Source organism: Myxococcus sp. CA023 (genome assembly GCF_010998615.1).
Taxonomy (GTDB): Bacteria; Myxococcota; Myxococcia; order Myxococcales; family Myxococcaceae; genus Myxococcus.
On sequence record NZ_JAAEAH010000042.1, the window covers coordinates 47,543 to 68,693 of the forward strand.

The 21,151-nt window shown below is 67.1% G+C and carries 19 protein-coding genes; 12 read left to right on the plus strand and 7 right to left on the minus strand.

The window, feature by feature from the left end:
* Positions 1–3 precede the first annotated feature (3 nt).
* A complete protein-coding gene (locus tag F8M74_RS19500) occupies positions 4–423 on the minus strand; it encodes a GFA family protein (RefSeq protein ID WP_141255805.1) in 420 nt (139 codons plus the stop codon).
* 368 nt (positions 424–791) lie between these two features.
* On the opposite strand from F8M74_RS19500, the gene F8M74_RS19505 reads away from it, so the two are divergent.
* Complete coding sequence (locus F8M74_RS19505; protein ID WP_141255803.1) at positions 792–2,120, plus strand: KamA family radical SAM protein; 1,329 nt, start codon at positions 792–794, stop codon at positions 2,118–2,120.
* Between the two features lie 292 nt (positions 2,121–2,412).
* Positions 2,413–2,715: an Mpo1-like protein gene (locus tag F8M74_RS19510; protein ID WP_141255801.1), complete on the plus strand. Its 303-nt coding sequence runs from the start codon at positions 2,413–2,415 to the stop codon at positions 2,713–2,715.
* A gap of 16 nt (positions 2,716–2,731) precedes the next feature.
* Here F8M74_RS19510 and F8M74_RS19515 read toward each other — a convergent pair whose 3' ends face one another.
* Positions 2,732–3,967 carry an FAD-dependent oxidoreductase gene (locus tag F8M74_RS19515; RefSeq protein WP_141255799.1) on the minus strand — a complete coding sequence of 412 codons (1,236 nt, stop codon included), beginning with the start codon at positions 3,965–3,967 and terminating at the stop codon, positions 2,732–2,734.
* Between the two features lie 363 nt (positions 3,968–4,330).
* Between F8M74_RS19515 and F8M74_RS19520 the strand changes: the two genes are divergently transcribed.
* A complete protein-coding gene (locus F8M74_RS19520; protein WP_141255797.1) occupies positions 4,331–5,158 on the plus strand; it encodes a carbonic anhydrase in 828 nt (275 codons plus the stop codon).
* Between the two features lie 55 nt (positions 5,159–5,213).
* On the opposite strand, the gene F8M74_RS19525 is transcribed toward F8M74_RS19520, so the two are convergent.
* A complete protein-coding gene (locus tag F8M74_RS19525) occupies positions 5,214–6,617 on the minus strand; it encodes a radical SAM protein (RefSeq protein ID WP_228560139.1) in 1,404 nt (467 codons plus the stop codon).
* Here F8M74_RS19525 and F8M74_RS19530 point away from each other — a divergent pair.
* Positions 6,574–7,206, plus strand: a complete 633-nt coding sequence (locus F8M74_RS19530) for a hypothetical protein (protein WP_162295058.1) — start codon at positions 6,574–6,576, stop codon at positions 7,204–7,206. The genes F8M74_RS19525 and F8M74_RS19530 overlap by 44 nt on opposite strands.
* Before the next feature lie 255 nt (positions 7,207–7,461).
* Positions 7,462–9,321, plus strand: coding sequence for a bifunctional UDP-sugar hydrolase/5'-nucleotidase (locus F8M74_RS19535; protein WP_141255791.1), 1,860 nt, complete (start codon positions 7,462–7,464; stop codon positions 9,319–9,321).
* A 38-nt stretch (positions 9,322–9,359) separates the two neighbouring features.
* Here F8M74_RS19535 and F8M74_RS19540 read toward each other — a convergent pair whose 3' ends face one another.
* The gene (locus tag F8M74_RS19540) at positions 9,360–10,412 is read right to left on the minus strand and encodes a HEAT repeat domain-containing protein (protein ID WP_228560133.1); all 1,053 of its coding nucleotides are present in this window, start codon (positions 10,410–10,412) and stop codon (positions 9,360–9,362) included.
* Between the two features lie 235 nt (positions 10,413–10,647).
* Here F8M74_RS19540 and F8M74_RS38475 point away from each other — a divergent pair, with 235 nt between their 5' ends.
* Entirely contained in the window at positions 10,648–10,770 is a 123-nt protein-coding gene (locus tag F8M74_RS38475; protein ID WP_255470576.1) for a hypothetical protein, read from the plus strand.
* Positions 10,771–11,049: 279 nt separating this feature from the next.
* A complete protein-coding gene (locus F8M74_RS19545) occupies positions 11,050–12,681 on the plus strand; it encodes an invertase recombinase-like protein (RefSeq protein ID WP_228560135.1) in 1,632 nt (543 codons plus the stop codon).
* Positions 12,682–12,745: 64 nt separating this feature from the next.
* On the opposite strand, the gene F8M74_RS19550 is transcribed toward F8M74_RS19545, so the two are convergent.
* From F8M74_RS19550 to F8M74_RS19560, 3 genes are read right to left on the minus strand one after another with little or no spacing between them, the layout of a single operon-like run.
* On the minus strand, positions 12,746–13,057 hold the full coding sequence (locus F8M74_RS19550) for a hypothetical protein (RefSeq protein WP_141255789.1): 312 nt from the start codon (positions 13,055–13,057) through the stop codon (positions 12,746–12,748).
* The gene (locus F8M74_RS19555; RefSeq protein ID WP_141255787.1) at positions 13,038–13,895 is read right to left on the minus strand and encodes a hypothetical protein; all 858 of its coding nucleotides are present in this window, start codon (positions 13,893–13,895) and stop codon (positions 13,038–13,040) included. Before F8M74_RS19555 ends, F8M74_RS19550 begins: the two co-directional genes overlap by 20 nt.
* Positions 13,801–14,367: a hypothetical protein gene (locus F8M74_RS19560; RefSeq protein WP_163884493.1), complete on the minus strand. Its 567-nt coding sequence runs from the start codon at positions 14,365–14,367 to the stop codon at positions 13,801–13,803. The genes F8M74_RS19555 and F8M74_RS19560 overlap by 95 nt, the downstream gene beginning before the upstream one ends.
* 239 nt (positions 14,368–14,606) lie before the next feature.
* Here F8M74_RS19560 and F8M74_RS19565 point away from each other — a divergent pair, with 239 nt between their 5' ends.
* From F8M74_RS19565 to F8M74_RS19585, 5 genes are all read left to right on the plus strand, one after another.
* Complete coding sequence (locus F8M74_RS19565) at positions 14,607–15,878, plus strand: SBBP repeat-containing protein (RefSeq protein ID WP_228560137.1); 1,272 nt, start codon at positions 14,607–14,609, stop codon at positions 15,876–15,878.
* Positions 15,879–16,333: 455 nt separating this feature from the next.
* The gene (locus tag F8M74_RS19570) at positions 16,334–18,274 is read left to right on the plus strand and encodes a polysaccharide deacetylase family protein (RefSeq protein ID WP_228565810.1); all 1,941 of its coding nucleotides are present in this window, start codon (positions 16,334–16,336) and stop codon (positions 18,272–18,274) included.
* Between the two features lie 276 nt (positions 18,275–18,550).
* On the plus strand, positions 18,551–18,904 hold the full coding sequence (locus F8M74_RS19575) for a helix-turn-helix transcriptional regulator (protein WP_011556213.1): 354 nt from the start codon (positions 18,551–18,553) through the stop codon (positions 18,902–18,904).
* A 4-nt stretch (positions 18,905–18,908) separates the two neighbouring features.
* The gene (locus F8M74_RS19580; protein WP_301340608.1) at positions 18,909–19,394 is read left to right on the plus strand and encodes an SRPBCC family protein; all 486 of its coding nucleotides are present in this window, start codon (positions 18,909–18,911) and stop codon (positions 19,392–19,394) included.
* A 232-nt stretch (positions 19,395–19,626) separates the two neighbouring features.
* The gene (locus F8M74_RS19585; protein WP_228560832.1) at positions 19,627–20,760 is read left to right on the plus strand and encodes an alpha/beta hydrolase; all 1,134 of its coding nucleotides are present in this window, start codon (positions 19,627–19,629) and stop codon (positions 20,758–20,760) included.
* Positions 20,761–21,151: the final 391 nt, after the last annotated feature.

A 21,151-nucleotide genomic window follows, 5' to 3' on the forward strand; every position in this document is an offset into this window, starting at 1 on the left:
GGCTCAGCTCCGGATGGGCCAGGGCCTGTCGCGCGTCCCGGCCTCCCAGTTGTCATGGCGGCCGTCCCAGTACACGACCTTGAGCTCACCGGGGTCGACGTCGTCCAGGCACTGGATATTGACGGACCGGAACTCTCCACCGAGCTCCTCGACGAACCCGGCGGAGAAGCAATGGATGCCGCAGTGCTTGCAGAACGAGCGGAAGTTCGGGCTCGAGCCCTTCCGGAACTCACCCAGGTGCTCCGTGCCCGCGGTGACGCGGAAGGCGCTCGGCTTCGGGTAGGCCTGCGTGCCACCGACCTTGGTGCAGATGCTGCAATTGCAGCGGCTCACGGGCTCCGACAGGTCCATCTCGGCCTCGAAGCGCACAGCTCCGCAAAGACATCCCCCGGTGTAGTGCTTCAGCTTGCTGTCCTTCGACATGGCGGAATCTCCTCGAACGAGTGAAACGACGCCCATGACTTAGGCAGCCCGCATGACAGGGGTATGTCAGGTATCTACCGGCCCGCCGCGGCGGCAGGGACTCCTCGGCCCGGAGACTGGAGACAGCAGAATCCCCGACCTTCGACACCTTGCGTCATGCCACTACAGACGTAGAGTCACTGTGAATTGCAACGCAAGGTGGAATCCAGGCTGCCCGCTCGCCCCGGAGGGATGACACTTCCACCTCGGCGTGGTAACCGGACTCTCCCTCGTTGGTGGTCAAACGGTGTGCGCTCACGCCCGGCCACCAGCCAGGGTGGCCGCTGTGGACCTCGTGGCCGCCCTGACTACCGCAGGAGAAACGAGACATGAGCGTTATGTCAAACGCCGCACTGGCTCTGTCCACGGGTCGCCGGTACCGCGCCTACACCACGCGACACCTGGACGAGCTGACGACTCGGGCCGGGCTCTCAGCGGATGAACGGCTCGCGGTGCAAGCGGTGGCGCACGTGCTGCCCTTCCGGACCAACAGCTACGTCGTGGACGAGCTGATCGACTGGGCCGCCGCGCCCGCCGACCCCATCTACCGGCTCGTCTTCCCGCAGGCGGACATGCTGCCCACGGATGATGTGGCTCGCATGGCGGACCTGCTGAGCTCCGGTGCATCAACCCTGGAGCTGAACGCGGCCGCCAACCAGATTCGCGCGCGGCTCAATCCGCACCCCGCCGGGCAGATGCAGCTCAACGTCCCCAAGCAGGCCAACGAAGAGCCCGTCCCGGGCCTCCAGCACAAGTACAAGGAGACGGTGCTCATCTTCCCCAAGCAGGGCCAGACGTGCCACGCGTACTGCACGTACTGCTTCCGCTGGGCGCAGTTCGTCGGGGACGCGGACCTGAAGTTCGCCTCGCGGGAAATCGAGCCGCTGGTGAACTACATCCGCGCGCACCCCGAGGTCACCAACGTGCTGTTCACCGGTGGCGACCCGATGATCATGACCGAGGCCGTGCTGGCCAAGTATATCGAGCCGCTGCTGGACATCGAGCACCTGGAGGCCATCCGCATCGGCACCAAGGCGCTGGCCTACTGGCCGCAGCGCTTCGTCACGGATTCGGACGCGGACGACATCCTGCGCCTGTTCGAGAAGGTGGTTGCCTCCGGCAAGAGCCTGGCCTTCATGGCGCATTTCTCTCATCCCAACGAGATGGTCCCCGAGATTGTCCAGGAGGCGGTGCGCCGCATCCGGGGCACCGGCGCGGTCATCCGCACCCAGGCGCCGCTCATCCGCACCATCAACGACACCCCGGACACCTGGGAGAGCATGTGGCGCACGCACCTGCGCCACGGCATGGTGCCGTATTACATGTTCGTCGAGCGGGATACGGGGCCCCAGGACTACTTCGCGGTACCGCTCGCCGAGGCTTACGACATCTTCCGCAACGCCTTCCAGAGCGTGTCTGGACTGGCGCGCACGGTGCGCGGCCCGTCGATGTCCGCCACGCCCGGCAAGGTGTGCGTGGACGGTGTGGCGGAGATTGCCGGCGAGAAGGTCTTCGTCCTCCACTTCATCCAGGCGCGCGACCCGGAGCTCGTCGGCCGGCCCTTCTTCGCGAAGTACGACGAGAAGGCCTCCTGGCTGTTCGACCTCAAGCCCGCGATGGGCGCCCCCCACTTCCCGTGGGAGGAGCCGTCCGCGTAGTCGTAGCCGCCAGCGGCGGGAGGCCCCAGTGGTTGGCCTCCCGCCCCGGGCACATGCCCTTGGGAGCGGACGCGGATCCGGATGGTCAACGTCAGCGTCAGACGCTTGGCATCCGACTCATCGGTCGAAGCGGTCATGCAAAGCTTCACACGTACGCAAAGCGAGTAGCCATTCACGCCACGCCGCGCAAGGGTTTGTGACTTCCAGTATCACACGCCGTGACGCCTCCCTGGCCAGGCGAGCACCCACCCGGCACCTTCCTCCTCGGGCGCACGGTGCATACCGTGGCGTCATGCTCGGCGACCGTTCCTGGGAGGAGTGGATTTCGGAGTACTCGAAAAGCCACACCCATGCCGTCAACCGTCTGTGTCATACGGTGGGCATTCCGATGATTGCGGCCTCGGTTCCCCTGGCCGCCGCATCCCCGTTCGTCCCTCGCCTCTGGAGAGTGCCCGCCGCCCTTTTCGTCGTCGGGTGGAGCTTCCAGTTCGTGGGCCATGCATTCGAGCGCAAGCCCCCTGAGTTCCTCAAGGACTGGCGCTTCCTCTTCGTGGGCCTGCGGTGGTGGGCCGCGAAGGTTGCGGGCAAGGCTTGACGCCCGCCTGAATCGCTCAGGCCCTGGGAGGCGCCGCTGGCGTGCGCACGTGTTCGGGCCGTACGCCCATGCCCACCAGGCGCGCCGGAATGCGCCGCAGGAAGGGGACGTGCTGGACCAGCCACAGCGGCAAGGGAAGCGCGGTGGACGTCGCCGGGCTTCGCAGCGCGGGCCCGAGCACGCGATTCTGGATGAGGACCTGGGCCCGCTGGGTGACACGCGTGGGCCACTCCCGGCGCTCCTGGACGCGCCGCAGGTCCATGGGCGTCACGTGCCGGGCGAGCAGTGGCCCCGCGAGGATGTTGGCGGCGGCCACCGCGTCCTGCACCGCCAGGTTGATGCCGACACCGCCCACCGGTGACATGGCATGCGCCGCGTCGCCAATGCAAAGCAGGCCCGCCTGGTACCAGGTGCGCAGCCGATCCACCCGCACGGTGAGCAGCTTCACGTCGTCCCACGTCGCCAGTTCGTGGGTCCGGTCCGCCAGAAAGGGTGCCAGCCGGGCGAAGTCCTGGCGGAAGGCCGCCAGCCCGGCTTCGCGCAAGGCGTCGAAGCTGCCCTTCGCGATGACACGCCCGCACTGCCACGAGTCGCCCCGGTTGATGAGGACGAAAATCTGTCCCTGCTCGAAGCGGCCCATGGGGTCCTCGGGGTCTTCGGGCTTGCGCGAGACACGGAACCAGAGGACGTCCATGGGCGCGCCCAGGACCTCCACCTCCAGGCCGGCGCGCTGACGCACGACGGAATTCCGGCCATCCGCCGCCACCACCAGCGACGCACGAACCTCCAATGAGCCCTCCGGCGTCCGAGCCTGGACGCCGACGACACACCCCTTCTCACGCAACACCTGCATCACTTCCGCACACCTGCGCAGGTGGAAGCCCGGGTACTCGGCGGCCTTCCGCGCGAGGAAGTCGAGCAGGTCCCACTGCGGCATGAACGCGATGTAACGCGCGCGCGTGGGCAGGTGAGAGAAGTCTCCGACGATCACGTCATGGGCACCGCGCTGGAGGCGCAACACCGGCGCCTTCTGATGCGGCAGAGCCAGGAGCTCATCCAGCCACCCCAGCTCGTGCATCAGCTCCAGGGTGGAGGGGTGGATGGTGTCGCCGCGGAAGTCACGCAGGAAGTCCGCGTGCTTCTCCAGCACCGTCACCTCCACCCCCGCCCGTGCCAGCAACAAGCCCAGCATCATCCCCGCCGGGCCTCCTCCCACGACACAACACTGCGTGGTGCGCACCTCGTCGGCCATGTCAGTCCCCCGCCGTGTCAGCCCCAGGCAGCAAGAGTCTACGAACGCCCCCACCCGGAACAACCAGACCTTCCAAGGCCGAACGTATCTCCCTGACAGCAGGGCGATTCAAAGGGGGCGCTTCTCGGCGCACAAGAAACGATGTCATTTCAGACTCGTCATGACACGCCGATAAGCCGTCTGCCGAGTCCGACAGAAAGTGTCGGAAATAATGGCTAACACGTTATCTAAATGGAATTCACGGACACCGGCCACTAGCTCGAAACCCGGTGCGTGTCCGCGTGGGTGGGGCGGCCCTGGCCTGAAGTGAGGCCTGGGGCACCCGGCTCGTGTTCGTCGTCTCAGCCCCAAGGACGCATCCGCATGTCTCGTTTTCGCGCTGTCTCAGTGCGCGCCCTCCAGGGCGCGTTGGTGTCATCCGTTTGCCTTGCTTCAAGCGCCTTCGCCCAGGACCTCCGCGGGACCCCGGCCCCGGTCTTCCTGAGCGAAGAGGACGCGCATTGGGGTTATTCACAGACGGTCAGCCCTCAGCGCTGGGGCGAACTCCCGGGCAATGCGTTGTGCGCGGCGGGACTGGACCAGTCCCCCATCGCGCTGGTGACGGCGGAGACGGACCGGCAGCATCACCTGGACGTCCCCAGCTTCCATTACGGTACCAGTCGCGTGCGCATGACGAACAACGGCCACACCGTGCAGTTCACTTATGACGCCGGCAGCACCCTCCAGGTGGGTGGCAACACGTATCATCTGGCGCAGTTCCATTTCCATACGCCCAGCGAGCACACGAAGGACGGCGTGGAGTACCCGCTCGAGGTGCACCTGGTGCACACCGACACCCATGGCACGCCGGCCCTGGTCGTGGGCGTGCTCATCAAGGAGGGCCTCGTGCACCCGGGACTGTTCACCGCCTTCCGGCACCTGCCCAAGCACGTCGGTGAGCACAGCCAGCCCCTGGGCGCGGTCATCAACGCCAGCTCGCTGCTCCCGTTCAACAAGGCGTTCTACAAGTACGTCGGCTCACTCACCACGCCCCCGTGCACCGAAGGGCTCCAGTGGTATGTGATGAAGAACCCCATCGAGATGTCGGACTCGCAGATTGCCGCGTTCCAGCGTCTGCCCTACCTCAACCCGAACAACCGCCCGCTGCAGCCACTGAACGGCCGCGTCGTGAGCGCGCAACGCGGGCACTGAGTTCTCGGTGGACACGTCCCAGGCCGGCTCGTTCCGGCCTGGGCGGTATCGCGCCCTACTCCCGCCCCCGAGGCGTCGCACCCGCGGCGCGGGACTTGCCACGCCGCAGCCCCACGAGCCCGGCCACGTCGCTCTGCCGCGGGGACTCCGGGCGCGCGCCATTCTCCAGCCCCCCATGCGACGGGAAGTCCACCGTCGGCTCGTGGAACAACCAGTCTGGCGGCGCGAACTGGATGATGTCGTTGGCCGGCTGCGTGAAGAGCAGCAGCGTATTCATGCTGCGGATGGTGCTGCTGATTTCACGAATCTGGTCCACCGGCAAGTGGACCCCGGCCTTGAACAGGTATTCGTTCGTGAAGAAGCCAAAGTCGTCATACATGTCGATGGACACCAGGCCCTTGCCCGCCAGCTCCTCCCAGATGGCCGAGCCAGGAATGGTGTTGTACCACTGCAGGTAGACGCGGACGTTGTATTTGACGAGCAACTTCGAGGCGAACTCGATGGGCCGCAGGCAGTCCTCGCGAGTCTCGAACGGGAAGCCGATGACGAACGAGAACACACACTTGAGGGAGAGCCCCACCTCCTGAAGCATGGCCGCGGCCCGCTCGAGCACCTTCGTCGTGCAGCCCTTGGCAATCTTCTTCAGGCCCTCGTCGTAGCCACACTCGGCGCCGATGAGCATGTCGTTGGTGATGGGGGCCAGGGCTTCGCAGACCTCCCCCCGGATGACATCCGTGGCGCGGGCATCCAGGGTGGCCTGGATTTTCATGCCGCGGCGTTTGACCTCGCGGGTGACGTCGGCGACCCGCTGGATGTCCAGCGTGTAGAGGTCATCGATGATGCTGAAGACCTTGTAGTACGTGCGCTTGAGGTAGGGCTGAAGCCACTCCAACCGGTCCACGAAGTTGCCCGCGGACACGCCCCGCCAGCTCCCGAGGAACTTGGTGGAGCAGAACGTGCACTTGAACCTGCAGCCCCGGGCGGACTCGATGGAGAGCGACTCGTAGATGCCCGAGGGGAGCAAGTCATAGGCCGGATCCGGCAGGCGCTCCACGGCATCGACGGAGGCCAGGCCGCCGTTGGGCTGGAGGCGTATCTTGTCGCCGCCCCTCCAGCCAAGTCCGGGGACGGAGGCGAAGTCGCGCCCACCGGACAGCTCCTCCACGAGCCGCACGAGCGGAATCTCCCCCTCCCCCGCGACGATGAAATCCGCCCGGCACTTGGAGAACACGTGTTCGGGATAGCCGCCCGGGTGGATACCGCCCAGGACGACGGGCAGGTCCGGGTACACGTCCTTGATGTGCTCGACGACGACGCGGGCCGTAGGCCAGTTCAGCGTGTTGCAGGAGATGCCCACGAGCTCCGCGCGCCCAGCGCGCTGCTGAATCTTCGCAACGTCGATCGTTCCGACCTGGGTGGCGACGCTCCTGCTCGGGGCCGGTCTGCCCGTCGCGCTGATACTGACCGGGGGAGCGTCCTGGCGCGCCGCGGGCTTCGGCGCCCTGGCCTGGGCCCTGGGATTCGCGTTGAAGCTGCCGGTGTCGGGGGAGCTGTCCGTGAGGCTCGGCGCACGAAGCCCCGCCATCAAGGCCACGGCCCAGGGGCTCGCGTCGGCGGCGTGTGAACTGGGCATGGCGGCGCTGCTGTTCCGGCATGCGGATGTTTCATCCCATGCGGATGTGATTGCCTACGCTGTTTCCGCCGGATGTATCGAATGCCTGTTCCTGGGGCTGAGCGCGCTTCAGTCCCCGAACCCCACGGGCCCCGTCGTCGAGCAGTGGGCGGCGAGGGCGCGCAAGTCGCGCTGGATACGGAACGCCATGCTGGTAGAGCGAGTCATCGCGGTGGCCGGTCATCTGGGCTCGCGCGGGCTCGTGGGCATCCCCCTGCTGACCGGCACCCTCTGGCCCACGCTGTTCACGGTGGCTTCGTTCTCCCTGACGGATGGCTGGCGAACCTGGGCCATGAGCGTCACTGGAACTGGTACGCCCCCCGGACCTTCCGGATGTTCCATGGCGGATGCGCGGCCATCGCGGCGGCGGAGCTGATGCTCTTTTTCGCACTGCTTCAAAGACTGCCCGCGTCAATTCTTGCCCCGTGAGATTTCGACTCGACGAGCATGGCACTCTGCAACGCCGCGCTCCCGAAGCCCGAGAATCCCAGAGACACTGGCGGAATTTGAGAAACGCCGCTTGAGCGAGTGCCTGACGAAACCTCCCCGCGCCGGGAATGACAGAGCCATGAGTTAGGGTCTCCCCTGCTGGGAGATTCTTCCCGGCATTCAACTTTGTAGAGGTTTCCTGATGCGTTTTCCTTCCTGGGCGCGCGCGTTGCGCACGACTTCCTTCTGCCTCGTGGGTGCCTGCTCGCTGTTGACGGCCTGCGATTCCAGCGAAGAACCAGGGCCCGGCAACGAGCCCCCGCCCGACACCACCCCTCGTACGCTGACGCTGCTGCAGACGAGCGACCTGCACACGAACATCTTCCCGTGGGACTACTTCTCCGGGAAGCCCGACGCGAAGCGCGGCGTCGCCAAGGTGGCCACGCTCGTCAAGCAGGAGCGAGAGAAGAACCCGGACTGCACGCTGCTCGTCGACACGGGCGACACCATCCAGGGCTCGCCGTTGGGCACCTACTATGCCCTGGTGGACAACACGCCCCAGCATCCCATGGCCGCCGCCATGAACGAGATGGGCTATGCCGCCATGGCCCTGGGCAACCACGAGTTCAACTTCGGCCTGGACGTCCTCAACAAGTTCAAGAACGAGGTCAACTTCCCGCTGCTCGGTGCCAACGTGCGCAACAGCGCGGACGGCTCCGAGGCTTTCACGCCCTACGTCATCAAGACGGTGTGCGACGTGAAGGTCGGCATCCTCGGCCTGGTGACGCCTGGCGTGACGACATGGGAGCGCGCGGAGAACATCGCCGGCCTGCGCTTCGATGACCCGCTGCAGACGGCAAAGGACTACGTGCCGCGAATGAAGGAAGCCGGCGCGGACGTGGTGGTGGTGGCCATCCACAGCGGTCCCGACCGGCAGCCGACCGGCAGCGCGAGCAACCCCGAGTCCTGGCTGGCCGACTACGCGGATGATTCGAAGTGGGCGGACCGGGGCAACCTCCCGGGAGAGAACCAGGCCGTCCAGATTGCCCAGCAGGTCCCCGGCGTGGATGTCCTCCTCACGGGCCACACGCACCAGCCCATTCCGAAGATGCTGCTGCGGAACGTGGACGGTAGCGAGGTCCTCCTCACGCAGCCCAACCGTTGGGGCAGCCACCTGGCCAACGTCCAGCTCCAGGTCACCTGGGATGGCGAGCGATGGGGCGTGAACACCCATGACGCCCAACTCCACGTCGTGGACGACAAGGTGGCGGCGGATGCCGCCGTCACCCAGAGCACCCAGGTCCACCACGACACGACGGTCGCCTACGTGAACCAGAAGATTGGCACCACCACCGGCGTGTTCCCGGGCGGCTTCGCCGGACGCTACGTGGACGGCCCGCTGGGGGACCTCATCAACATCGTGCAGGAGCAGGCCGCGCTCGAAGCCGGTTTCGCCGTGGACCTGTCCCTGGGCGCCATCTTCACCAACGATGTCTCGCTGCCCGAGGGAGACGTCACCCTGCGCGATGCCTACAGCGTCTACATCTACGACAACACGCTGTACGTCATGGAAATCAACGGCTCCATCCTCCGGCGCGCGGTGGAGATGAACGCCAACTACTTCGCCACGATTGACCCGGGCAACCTGCCCCCGACGCCCGCGGAGGCGAAAGCCACCTCGCCCTCCATCGCGGACTACAACTGGGACCTCTACTCGCACATCGAATACGGCTACGACCTGACGAAGCCCGCTGGCTCACGGACCACGCACCTGCGCTTCAAGGGCAATGAAGTCACCGACGACCAGGTCTTCATCGTCGCCATCAACAACTACCGCGCGGGCGGTGGTGGCGGGTACAGCATGTTCAAGGAAGGCCGCGTGCTGTGGACGTCCGCGGATGGCGTGCGGGACTACATGGCGCGCTACCTGCAGGAGAACCAGGGGCTGTCACCGGACGCGGTGAACACCTGCAACTTCACGCTCGGGCCTGACCTCTACACGCCGTACTACGCGGCCACGTTCGGCCCGGCGAAGTGCCTGACCGTGGAGACCGTGGAGTAGGCACACGCTGATTTCACGCGGGGCCGGGCGCACGCCGTTCAGGTGCGCCCGGTCTGCGGCGCGAAGCTCACTTGCGCCGGGGCGGAACGGGTGGCGCCTGGTCCTGCGTGCCTGAGATGTTCTGAGGGGTGGCAAGCCGCATGTCTCCCTCGGGCGTGATGACCACATCCGCGCCCAGGCAAGAGACGAAGAGGCGTCCATCGGAAAGCAGCCCTGAGCGTCGCGGTGCACCAGGGAGTACCCGCCACGGCTCCGCCACGTAGGCCCCGTCGCGGGGGAACAATCCGGTACAGCATCCCGTCGCTGGTGACGATATGGGACAGGCCCGTCACCGCGACGATGTGTTCGCCGACCTTGTGGATGCCAGTGGCGTTGGCGTCCAGAATCTTCTTCGCGGCGGCGTCAGTCGGGATGTGCATGAGTTCGCCACCCCACGCACCCCGACTTGCACCCACCAGATGCCCATTCGAAACACGCAATCCGAATCGCGGTGTCTGTTTGATGGGAGTGCTGCGCTCTCCATCCACCCCCACCGAGCGGACCTCGGTCTCGTACGTCAATGGCTCGAATGAAGATTCAGGGAGTTCATCCGGTGCCGCGACCCGTGACGGTTCGAGGGATGCTTGCTGGTCGAAGCGCATGCGGTCGTCAGCGAAGTACTCGAACGCGAAGTTCGGGTTGCCCGCCGGGTATGTCTCTTTGCCATTGATGACCTTCGTGGCCTTGCGAGCAGCCTCGCGGACAGGCGGCGCCCAGTGCTTCGTCGCGACGGACTTGAGCGGTGCCAAGGCCCGCGTGGCACGGAGCCTTCCGAGCGATTCGGCCGCGGCAAAGGCCATCCTCCAGTCCCTGACATCGCCCAGCATCGTGATGAGCGCGTCGGTCGCGGCTGTGAACTGGATGTAGCCAAGCGTTCGCGCCGCGGCGAAGCGCAACTGAGGGTCCTCGTTCTTCAGTAACGCGACAACCGCACTGCCCGCCCCATTCCCCCGCTCGCGGAGTCCCGCCAGGTCGCGAAGCAGGTACACCGTGGGCTTCGTGCGCAGGTGCTCGACGAAGACGGGAATGGCGGCAGCAGGCCCCATGCGCATCAGCGAGCTGCTGGAGCGAGGTGCTGCCGCCAGGCACGGGTGCGCTGGCCAGAGCGAGCGCGACGATGAGCGCGGCGTTCATAGACATGCCTCCACGACGTGAGCGAGGGATGACTCCCCGGCGCCAACATTGTGCCAGGGTTGCCCTGCATCAATGGATTCCATTCAGTGGCGACAGGCGCTCCCCGCGCATGCCACGCCCTCGTCGACTCGTTGCATGACCAGATAGGCGAAGGTGAACCTGGTCAGCGATGCGGCGGACATCCACAAGGAACTCCAGCCCATCCTGGTGGAAACACGGCGTGAACATCGCGTGTCGCCGAAGCTGCTGAAGTTGCGCGCAGCCCGCTCGGGGTAGCGCCCACCTTGATTTCCGGGTGCGCCGTGTGGGGCTTACCGGGGAAGAACGCGCCCACGCAGCGCGGAAGAATCAAGGAAGAGTCGGACTCTCAGAATTCTTCCGCACCCTGTGGCAGACACAGCGCCACCGTGGGGGCCGGCTCGGTCTCGCTTGCGGGAAGTGTGGTACGAGAAGCCCGTTCCCGCGAACCGGAGGATTGCTTTGACGTTGTTTCGAGTGTGTCTGACTTCGCTGCTGGTCTTCGTGGCCGCCTGCGGGGGGGATTCGGATCCCGTAGTGACTCCTGACGCCGGCCAGACGCGACCGGACGCGGGCGGCGAAACGCCGGACGCGGGGGAGGAGACGCCTGACGCCGGTGAGGAAACGCCTGACGCCGGTGAGGAAACGCCTGACGCCGGTGAGGAAACGCCGGACGCGGGCGAGGAAATCCCGGACGCCGGCAGCGAGACGCCGGACGCGGGCGAGGAAATCCCGGACGCTGGCAGCGAGACGCCGGACGCGGGCGAGGAAATCCCGGACGCGGGGAGTGAGACGCCCGACGCCGGTAGTGAGACGCCTGACGCGGGTGTGGAGCCCGGGGTAAGCGTCATCGACAACTGGGGCTTCGAAGAGTGGCCCGGTGCGCTTCCGGAGATGTGGCTCGGGAGCAAGTCGAACATCACGTCGGACAGCGTGCAGAAGGTGACCACGAACGCCTTCGAGGGCGTGAACGCGGTCCGCCTGACCAACACCTCGGGGACGCACCAGCGCTTCACCACCGGAGCGAAGTCGATGCCCGCGGGCCGTTACGCCTGCACCTTCCAGGCGCGGGGCACCGGCGACGTTCGAAATGCCTTCTTCGACGACGACTACTCCAGCTACTCGTCCTACACGGCTGTCGACAGCGCGACGTGGAAGCAGGTGGCGTACAACTTCAACCTCGCCAACGACGTCTTCGACACCTTCGAGCTCATCTTCAGCATCCGCAACACCAGCGGCCAGCACCTGAGCATCGATGACGTGCGCTGCACGCGGGCCGCCGAGCCGTGTGACGACGTCAGCTGCGAGTCCTGGGAGCGCTGCGTGAATGCCACCGCGACCTGCGAGCCGCTCGCCGGCCGGTGCAACGCTGCCGAGGACTGCAGCGAGTGGCAAGCCTGCGACGAGACGAACACGTGCGTGGTCGCCGCCGACCGCTGCACCCGCCACGCGGATTGCGCGGGGACGCCGGAGACGCCGGTCTGCGATACGGCCAGCCACCTCTGCGTCCAGGGCGACCCTTGCGCCGGCGTCGTGTGCAACCACCCGGCGACGAGCTGCAACCCCACGAGCGGCGTGTGCGAGCTGTCCGCGGGAGCCTGCTTCACCACGTACGACTGCGTGGGTGAGCTGCCGGCCTGCGACACGGCGACCGGACGCTGCGTGTCCGCCGACCACCCCGCGAACATCATCCTCAATGGTGGATTCGAAAGCTGGAGCACCACCTACATCCCCTACCACGGCAACCATCTCATCCCGGACCACTGGTACGGGCTCGACAACGGCGTCGCCGACCCGGGCACGGAGATCAGGCCGTCGCGACTCGTGCGCTACACGGCGGCGGTGCATGGCGGTTCGTCGGCGCTGCAGTTCGTGGTCCCCATCCAGGTCGCCGAGCGCTTCACGCTCGAGAAGTTCAACATCCCGAGCGGCAACTACTCCTGCTCGTACCGGGTGCGGGGCCACGGCACCATCCGGCATCGCAGCTACTCGAGCGCCGGCTGGAGCCCGGCCACCGACTTCCTCACCGTCGACAGCGACGAGTGGCAGCCGGTGTTCTTCCGCATCACGGGTAACGTGCGCGACTGGCGCCTGTTCTTCTATCCGAGCCGCAGTGAGGCCGACCGCGACCACCTCCAGGTCGACGACGTCGTCTGCACGAAGGACTAGCGAGCCGCGGCGAAGAACCGCGGGCATCCATGCCCGCGGTCCTCCTCTCCCCCGCCCGGTGCCCTCAGTGGATGGAGAGCGAGCAAGGCCCGTTCGGACAGACGCGCGGGTGACGATGGCACCCGATTTGCGGGGCACCGCAAGCACCGGCGAACGCGACGCGGGCGGCCGCCACGGCGGCGCGCGCGACCTCCGCCAGCGCCGGGCTGGGCGTGCCACAAATGGCGGCCACGGCGGCGATGCGTGGCAGGAGCTTGGCGTTCACGTTGTCGACGATCATCGCGGGTGCGAACGCCCGTGGATTGATGGGAATCGCGGGTGCAAGCGCGGCGGCCGCCGCGATTGCCACGCGGACGTCAGCGCGGATGGCCGCCATCGCGGCCACCGCGGTAGCGGCTGCCTCCGCCGGCCCTTGTGAGAAATTGCCACCCGGCTGGCCGATTCGCGCCTGGGACGCGGCGCACACGGCCGCGGTCACCGCCGTCTTGATTTCCGCAGCGGTCGGCACGTTGGCCCCGTTGCGCGCGTGGGCCGCGAGAACGACGCGCGTCGCGAAGTCGGTAGGGATGGATGGCGTCGTGTACCAGCTCGATGGTGTCGGCGTGCGCCGCACAGCCGTGCGCCTGCGCCGCCGCCTCTTTCGCCTGGCTCGGCAGCGTCGGAACGTTCAACGGGTCGCTCAGCATGTCCGCGATCACGATTTCGACGAAGTTCGTGACCTCCTGGGTGCACTTCGCGGCGGCGTGCATCACGCAATTGACGACCGCGGCGGCCAGGGCCTGGACATTGGGATGCGACGCAACGGTCGCCGTCGCCACGACGGTCGCCAGGGCCCCAGTGAGCGAGGCATGCGTGGCCGCCAATCCCGCCATGTCGGCCGCCCGCTGCGCGAGCGTGCGCGCAGGCACCTGGACCACGGGGACAAGCATGGCGTTGGCCACGAGCGGAATCTTGTTCTCGATTGCCGCCTGGTATGCCGCGCCGTTGATCTCCTCCGGAGTATTGGCGACGTCCGCGTAGCACGGCCCACGGGCCGCGCCCGGCCACAGGATGCCCACGTTGCCCCGCGGCCCCGCGTACTTCGCGGCGAACTCCGCCCCTCCGGTGTCCATCCGGTGGTCATCGTCCCACTCGCGGCTCTCGTACTCCGTCACGCCGTCGTCGATGTTCGGGTGGCCGAACGCATTGCCCCAACCGAACGAATAGACAATCAAGTACTCCGCCGCGCGATTGGGACGCGGAACGTACGGGGTGTGGCCCACGGCCGAACCGTGGTGTCCAGCGACGAGTCCCACGCACAGCTGCCGCCAGGGGGCGATTGTCGCGAGGGTCATCGTTGCGATTGACCACCATCTCCACCCAGTTGCCGGGAAAGAAGTAGGGCGCGTCGCCGTCCACCGTGGTGATCATGTCCTGCAGCACGTTGGCCGAAACGGTCAGGTCCACGATGCAGAACTTGCTGTCCTGCCCCGCCGTGTTCCAGCGCGGCATGTCGCGGAGATCGTCATGGAGTTGGCCGAACCACTGCTGGTCGATGCACTCGAAGCTGACGTGGAAGTAGGGAACTCCCTTCGAGTCCTCTCGCTCGATGTCGCGAATGTACCCGTACAGGTATTCGTCGTAGACAACCAGTGCATCGAGATCCCCGTGGTTGTTCACCTGTAACACGTCCTTGGTGAAACACACGTGTCACAGCCGCATCGGCGCTGAAGCTGCCACAGTGCATCATTTGTATCGGGGTCAGTGACAACTCAGCCCCGGGTCAGACATTGTCTCTTGCGTGTCTTTCGGTACCCATCTTCCGCGCGCCCGAATCTCGTGGTCTTGCAAGGGTGCCGTGGCAACAGACGTCTCCCCCCGGAGCGGACGACAGGCGTTCTCCCGGCGCCACGGCTTGGTTCCCCCACTGAGAAACGGAGTTCGTGATGAAACACCCCCTCTTGAGCATGTTCCGGCTCGCCGGCATCGTCTGCGCCTCGGGTGCCCCCTCCATCGCCGAGGCACAGGTCCCACCCCCGTCCTGGGTGCGCCAGCTCGGCGCCCACCACGACGAGCAGGCCAGCGCCGTGGCCGTCTCCGGCACGAGCGTCTACGTGGCAGGCCAGACGACCAGCCAGCTCGGTGCAGACCCGCGAGCCGGCGGCCAGGACGCCTTCATCGCCCGGTACGACACCGCCGGCAACCTCCAGTGGGTCCGCCAGTTCGGCACCGCGCAGACGGACCGCGCCACCGCCGTGGCCGCCGACGCGGACGGCAACGTGTACGTGGCCGGCACCACCTTCGGCAGCCTCGACTTCTACACCAACGCGGGCGGCATGGATTACTTCATCGCCAAGTACGACGCCGCCGGCAACCGCCTGTGGCTGCGCCAGAACGGCACGCAAATGGACGACTTCGCCACCGGCCTCGCCATCAGCGCGCCCGACAAGCTCTTCTTCACTGGCTACACCGGCGGCAGCTTCGCCAACGGCGGCAACCCCAACAACTACGACATCGTCGTCGCCCTCTACGACACGGCGGGCAACCCCTACTGGCTCCAGCAGTACGGCACTTCCGTGAGCGACATGGCGCGCGGCATCGCCGTCACGCCCGCCCACGAGGTCTACGTCGTCGGCAACACCTACGGCAGCCTTGACGGCACCACCACCCCGGTGAGCACCGACATCTTCCTGCTCAAGCTCAACATCCTCGGCGCCCAGCAGTGGGTCCGGCAAATCGACGCGGGCGAGCTCGATGATGCGAAGAGCGTCGCCGTGGGCCCCGACGGCGGCGTCTACCTCGCTGGCGAGACGTTCGGCAGCCTCGATGGCAACACCAACAACGGCACCGTCGACGTGCTGCTCGCCCGCTACGACAGCGCTGGCAACCGCCAGTGGAGCCGCATGCTCGGCGGCGCGCAGACCGACTATGCGTTCGGCGTCTCCGTCACCACGAACAACATCGTGCAGCTCGTCGGCTACACCTCCGACGCGCTCGACGGCAACCCGCCTGCTGGCTCCCTCGACGCCTTCCTCACCCGCTACGACGCGTTCGGCACCAAGCTGGGCACCCGCACCCTGGGCACCCCGTTCCAGGACATCGCGCGCGGCGTGGCCGTGGACGCCTCCGGCAACGCCTACGTCACCGGACAGACCTTCGGAAGCATCGGCGGCAATACCAACGTCGGCGGCTACGACGCCTTCCTCGCTCGCTTCTGATTTGACTGAAATGCCATACAGCCCGTTCCGACGCGGTGCTCCGGACGGGCACTGACAGCGCCCTTCGCGGTAGCCTGTCGCGGAGGGCGCGGCAGCCTCGTGGCATGCGCTGGCGTCTTCTCCTGCGCCTTGCCGCGTTCGCCTCGCTTCACGGCTCGCACACCCTTGGTGATGAGACCCGAGTGGAGAACCGGTGGGCGAGCAGAGACGCCTCTCGTCCCACGACAGCAGTGCCTGGTTGAATTCCCTCCCACTGCAGGGCCCGTGCCCGTCTCCCCCAGCATGCCTCCAGCTGCGACGGGAGGGCGTGTGGCAGCGCTGCTGTCGCCATCACCCTCGTCCGCGAGGGAGCACTCCGGTTGCGCCTGGGGCCGCCCAGCCTCAAAACGTGAGGGGACGGGGCGCAGGGGGGCCCATCGCGAAGAGGAGCGTCGTGGCCTGAGACAGGGGGGAACATGCGAGCAAGGCTCAACGCGCGGGCGGGCACCTGCCTCCTCGCAATGGTGCTGGGAGTGTGGGGCGGAGGGGCGTGGGCCGGAACGCCAGGGGCGCGGACGGTCGTCACACTGGCCTTCGACGATGGACTCGAGGAGCAGCGCCAGGTGCTGGATATGCTTTCGGCTTCGGGGCTGAAGGCGACCTTTTTCATCATCAGCGGGCGGGTGGGCCAGACGGGATACTTGAACCTCGATGACCTGCGCCGCCTGGCCGCGGCCGGACACGACATCGGGGGACACACGCTGCAACACTCGGATCTGGCGGTGCTGACGCCCAAGAAACAACGACAGGAGATTTGCGAGGACCGCCTGCGGCTGCTCAGCTGGGGCTTCTCGCCCACCGCCCTCGCCTTCCCCTTCGGCGCGAACGATGCGGTGGTGAACCAGACGGCAGCGGCGTGCGGATACAACGCCGCGCGCGACGTGCGGGGCCTCGCGGACACCTGTGGTTCCTGCCCCACGGCCGAGACAATCCCTCCGCTCGATCCCTACGAAATCCGCACGCCCGCGACGGTGACGCGCCACGACGGACTGGAGCAGTTGCAGGCGTGGGTCACCTCGGCGGAGGCCGCAGGGGGCGGCTGGGTGATCGTCGTCTTCCACTTCGTGGCGCCGGACTGCACCAAGCGCACCTATTGCGTGAAGCCCGACGTCCTCCGGGAGTTCATGGGCTGGCTCTCGCAGCGGGCACCGATGGGGACAGAGGTGCGCACGATGCAGGAGATCCTGGGCGGTGCGGCGCGGCCCGCGGTGCACCCCTCGCCCCAGCCGCCCACTGCCACGCTGAAGAATCCCTCGCTCGAGGACGACGCGAACGTCGACGGCGTGCCCGACTGCTGGCAGCTGGGCCCCGCCCACGGTGGCGCCGTGCGCGCCGAGCGCTCAGCCGAGGCGCACAGCGGCGCCTGGTCCTACCGGCTCGAGCGCATGGAAGCCTCCGGGGGCGCCGCCTCGCTCCAGGTGCTGCGCGACGACGGCACCTGTGCACCGGCCGTGACGCCTGGGAGCGGTTCGCGGGTGAGCGTCTGGTACCGCGCCAACACGCCGCTGCACCTGGAAGCGGCCGTGAAGGGGGCGGATGGGATGTGGAAGGTGTGGAACCGCGGCCCGAGCCTGCCACCCGCGGAGGCCTGGACGGAGGCGTCGTGGGAGCTGCCCATCGCGCTGCCGGCCGACGCGTTCGAACTGAGCGTGGGCGTCGCCCTGGAAGGGGTGGGGTGGGCGCTGGTGGACGACTTCGGGATGGCGGATGCGACGGCGCCCGCGGCGCGCCTGGTGCTGGACGCTCCGACCGGCGGGGAAGACTTCGTCGTGGGCCAGGACGTGGAGGTGAGGTGGTCCACGCTCGGCGAGGTGCGGACGCTGGACGTGGCGTACTCCACGGAGACGAGCGCCAACTGGGTGCCGGTAGCCACCTCGGTGGAGAACACGGGGCACCTCATCTGGCGCGTGCCCGACGCGCCGAGCCAGGAGGCGCTGCTGCGCGTCGCCAGCACCGAGGATGGAACGGTGTCGGGCATGAGCGCGCCCTTCCGCATCCTGGAAGGGGCCCCGCAGCCGGGCATCGGGGAGACGCCACCCGATGGACAGCCGCCAGGGGGACAGCCTCCCGAGGAGGTCCTTGGTGACGGGCAGGTGAATGGCGAGAGCGGTGGTTGTGGGGGATGTGAGGGCGCGGGTACGGGGCAGCTGTTTCTCGCGGTGGTCGGCGGACTCTTCGCCCTCTCGCGTTCGCGAGCCAGGAGGAGATTGGGAGCACTGCCAATGCAAGGCGGACATCGCACCCCGCACCCGTGCTCATCCCTGGGGCCTGGATGCTGTCCACATCGGCCTCGACACCCGGCGAGGTGGCAGCAAAGCGCGCCCCCAGGAGGAGGCAGCGGAAAGAGTGACGCCTGAGGCAGCGGCGAGCCAGGAGTTGAAGAAGAAGTGAGCCCCGACGCTTCGGGGCCGCTCCATCAAAGTGTGCTCCATGGGAGCGCGGCCCCTCCACCGGCGCCGCGCTCCGCCACTGCGCGCTGATGACAGGCACGACCTTGCTGAGCGACGGCGGCTACACGCTCTGAGTACGCGGCCGCTCCTCCGGAGCGCATGGTCCACGGTTCGAACTCTCGACTCGGCCTGTCACAAAGTATTCCTTGACGGGAATATACCCCTCGAGGAATATACCTCCTCGTGATTGAGACCTTCACGGCGCTCGCCGACCCGAACCGCTTTCGCATCGTGGAATACCTGCTGGGGGGCGCGCGCTCGGTGGGTGCCATCGGAGAAGCGCTGAACCTGAACCAGCCGCAAGTGTCGAAGCACCTGCGCGTGCTGAAGGAGGCCCGGCTGGTGGACGTGGAGGCGCGCGCCCAGCAGCGTCTCTACGGCCTGCGGCCGGAGCCGCTGCGCGAGCTGAACGCGTGGTTGGAGCGCTACCGCGACATCTGGGACGAGCGGTTGGGACAGCTCGACTCGCTCATCGAAGAACTCAAGACGCAGGACATGGAAGCAGCGCAGCGACATGCTCGAAAGAAGAAGGGATGAAGTGATGAGCCTTACATCAGTGGAGTTGGAGTCGGACCGCACCATCGTCATTTCTCGCAAGTTCAATGCGCCCGCGCGCATCGTGTTCGACGCGTGGACTCGCGCGGACCTGGTGAAGCGCTGGTGGGCGCCGAAGGCCCTCTGCGTCACCATGGCGAGCTGCGAGGCGGACGTGCGCGTTGGCGGCGGCTACCGCTACGTGCTGCGCAATCCGGACGGCAGTGAGGTGGCCTTCTCCGGCCAGTACGCTGAAATCACTCCGCCCTCGCGGCTCGTGTACACGCAGGTCTTCGAACCGATGGCGGACGCGGGTTCGGTCACCATCACCGTCACCTTCGACGAGCGCGACGGCAGAACACACATGGTCTCCCGGGAACTGTATCCGTCAAAGGAAGTGCGAGAGGCCGTCCTCGCGTCCGGCATGGAGCACGGCTTGCGCGAAACGATGGAGCAGCTCGACGCGCTCGTGTCGTCGCCGGGCCTCGACTGAGCCGGTGCGCCGCCGTCATCCGTGCGCGGTTCGCGTTGCAGCGGGGGCATGTCCCTTGGAGTTGTCCCCGTCAAATCGGACAGCCCAGGGGTGAGCGTTAGCAGCACGGAACTCGCGGTGTGCCCCCCTCGTGCCTACAGCCTCGCCGCACCAGACGCCGGGCCTCAGGCACTACGATGTGACGGTCTGCCCCTCTTGCCGGATGACGTCACCGCCCTGCCCTCTCCCCTCCATGCCGACCCTCCTGGCGATATTGCACATCGTAGGCTGCGTGCTGCTCGCGGCCGTCTTCTTCGCTCCCGCTGGAATGCCCACGCTCGTCCACCTGCTCAAGGGCATCGTGCGGGAATACAGCCTGGTGATGCTGTTGCCGGCGATCCTCACCGCGCTGGTGGCCGTCTGGATTTCCCACGTGGACGTATGGAGGTGGCTGCGCTGGGGGACGGCGGCATCCGCACTGCTCGTCGGCAGCCTCGCTGTGTGGCCCGCCGCCTCCGCGTGGCGGATGGCCAGGGCGGCCGACATTCCACTCCGCCTCCGTGAGTATTTCCGTCCCCTCGTCGGAGCCCGCCCCCTCCCGAGCCACACCGTTCGTTTCGCCGTGGTCGAGGGACACGACCTGCACGCCGACGTCTTCCTTCCCGATGCCTCCGCCTCCAGGGCCCGCCCCGCCGTGCTCTACTTTCACGGGGGCGGCTGGCGTGGCGGAGAGCGCGGCTATGCCCGCGCCTGGGCCGACTTCCTCACCGCGCGGGGATATGCGCTCATCTCCTTCGACTACCGGCTCTTTCCTCCTGCCACCGGCCTGAAGGCCCCAGGGGACGTCAAGTGTGGCATCCGCTGGGTCAAGGACCATGCGGCCACCTACGGTATCGACCCGGACCGGCTCGTCCTCTTCGGAGAGTCCGCAGGCGGGCACCTCGCGACCCTGGCGGGGTACTCCGAGGGAGATGCTCGCCTTCCGTCCTCCTGCGCCCCCGGGGACTCGTCGGTGGCGGCCATCATCAGCTTCTACGCGCCCAGCGACCTGGTGGCCTACGCCGCGAGCGCCCCTGCTCCGCTCGAGGGCTTCACGGGTGTGCCGCGGGAAGGCCACCGCGAGCTGTACGAGCTGCTCTCCCCCATCAACCACGTCGGGCCACGTTCCCCTCCCACACTCCTGCTCCATGGCGGGGCCGACAGCGTCGTGCCGCTCGACGCCTCGCAAGCGTTGGCCGCTCGACTGGCCCAGGCTGGCGTTTCCCATGCCCTCTTCACGCTGCCGTACGCGGAGCACGGCTTCGACATCTGGGATGGTGGCTTCGGCCGTCAGCTCGCCCGGGCGCAGGTGGGGCGGTTCCTCCAGCAGCACGCGCCCGTCAATTGATGGCGCTCCCTCGCGCTGCAAGCAGATAGGACGCAGAGGGGGCGCCCTGATGCGTCGAGCAAGGTCCTTGATGCCATGTGCATGCCTGTGTCGAGCGATTTGCTCGAACGGGCTGCCGCACCGGTGATGGCGTCAACATGGTTGGAGTTGATGAGAAAGCCATCGCGCGCTGTCTCTCTTGCGGACAACCACTTCTTTGAGCCCCAAACGAACACGTCCGCCCGGAAGAGAGGGGCATCCGAGGGGTGGCCGCATTGGCCAGGCTGGCTGGGCCACCTGGGCCGGCGTGTATCCAGCGGGGCGATACGGCCTCTCCGCCCCCCCCAGACGCCTCGCTGCCCCACGCTTCTCGCCAGCGCCTACCGAGGATGTAGTCACCCGGCGTGCAGTG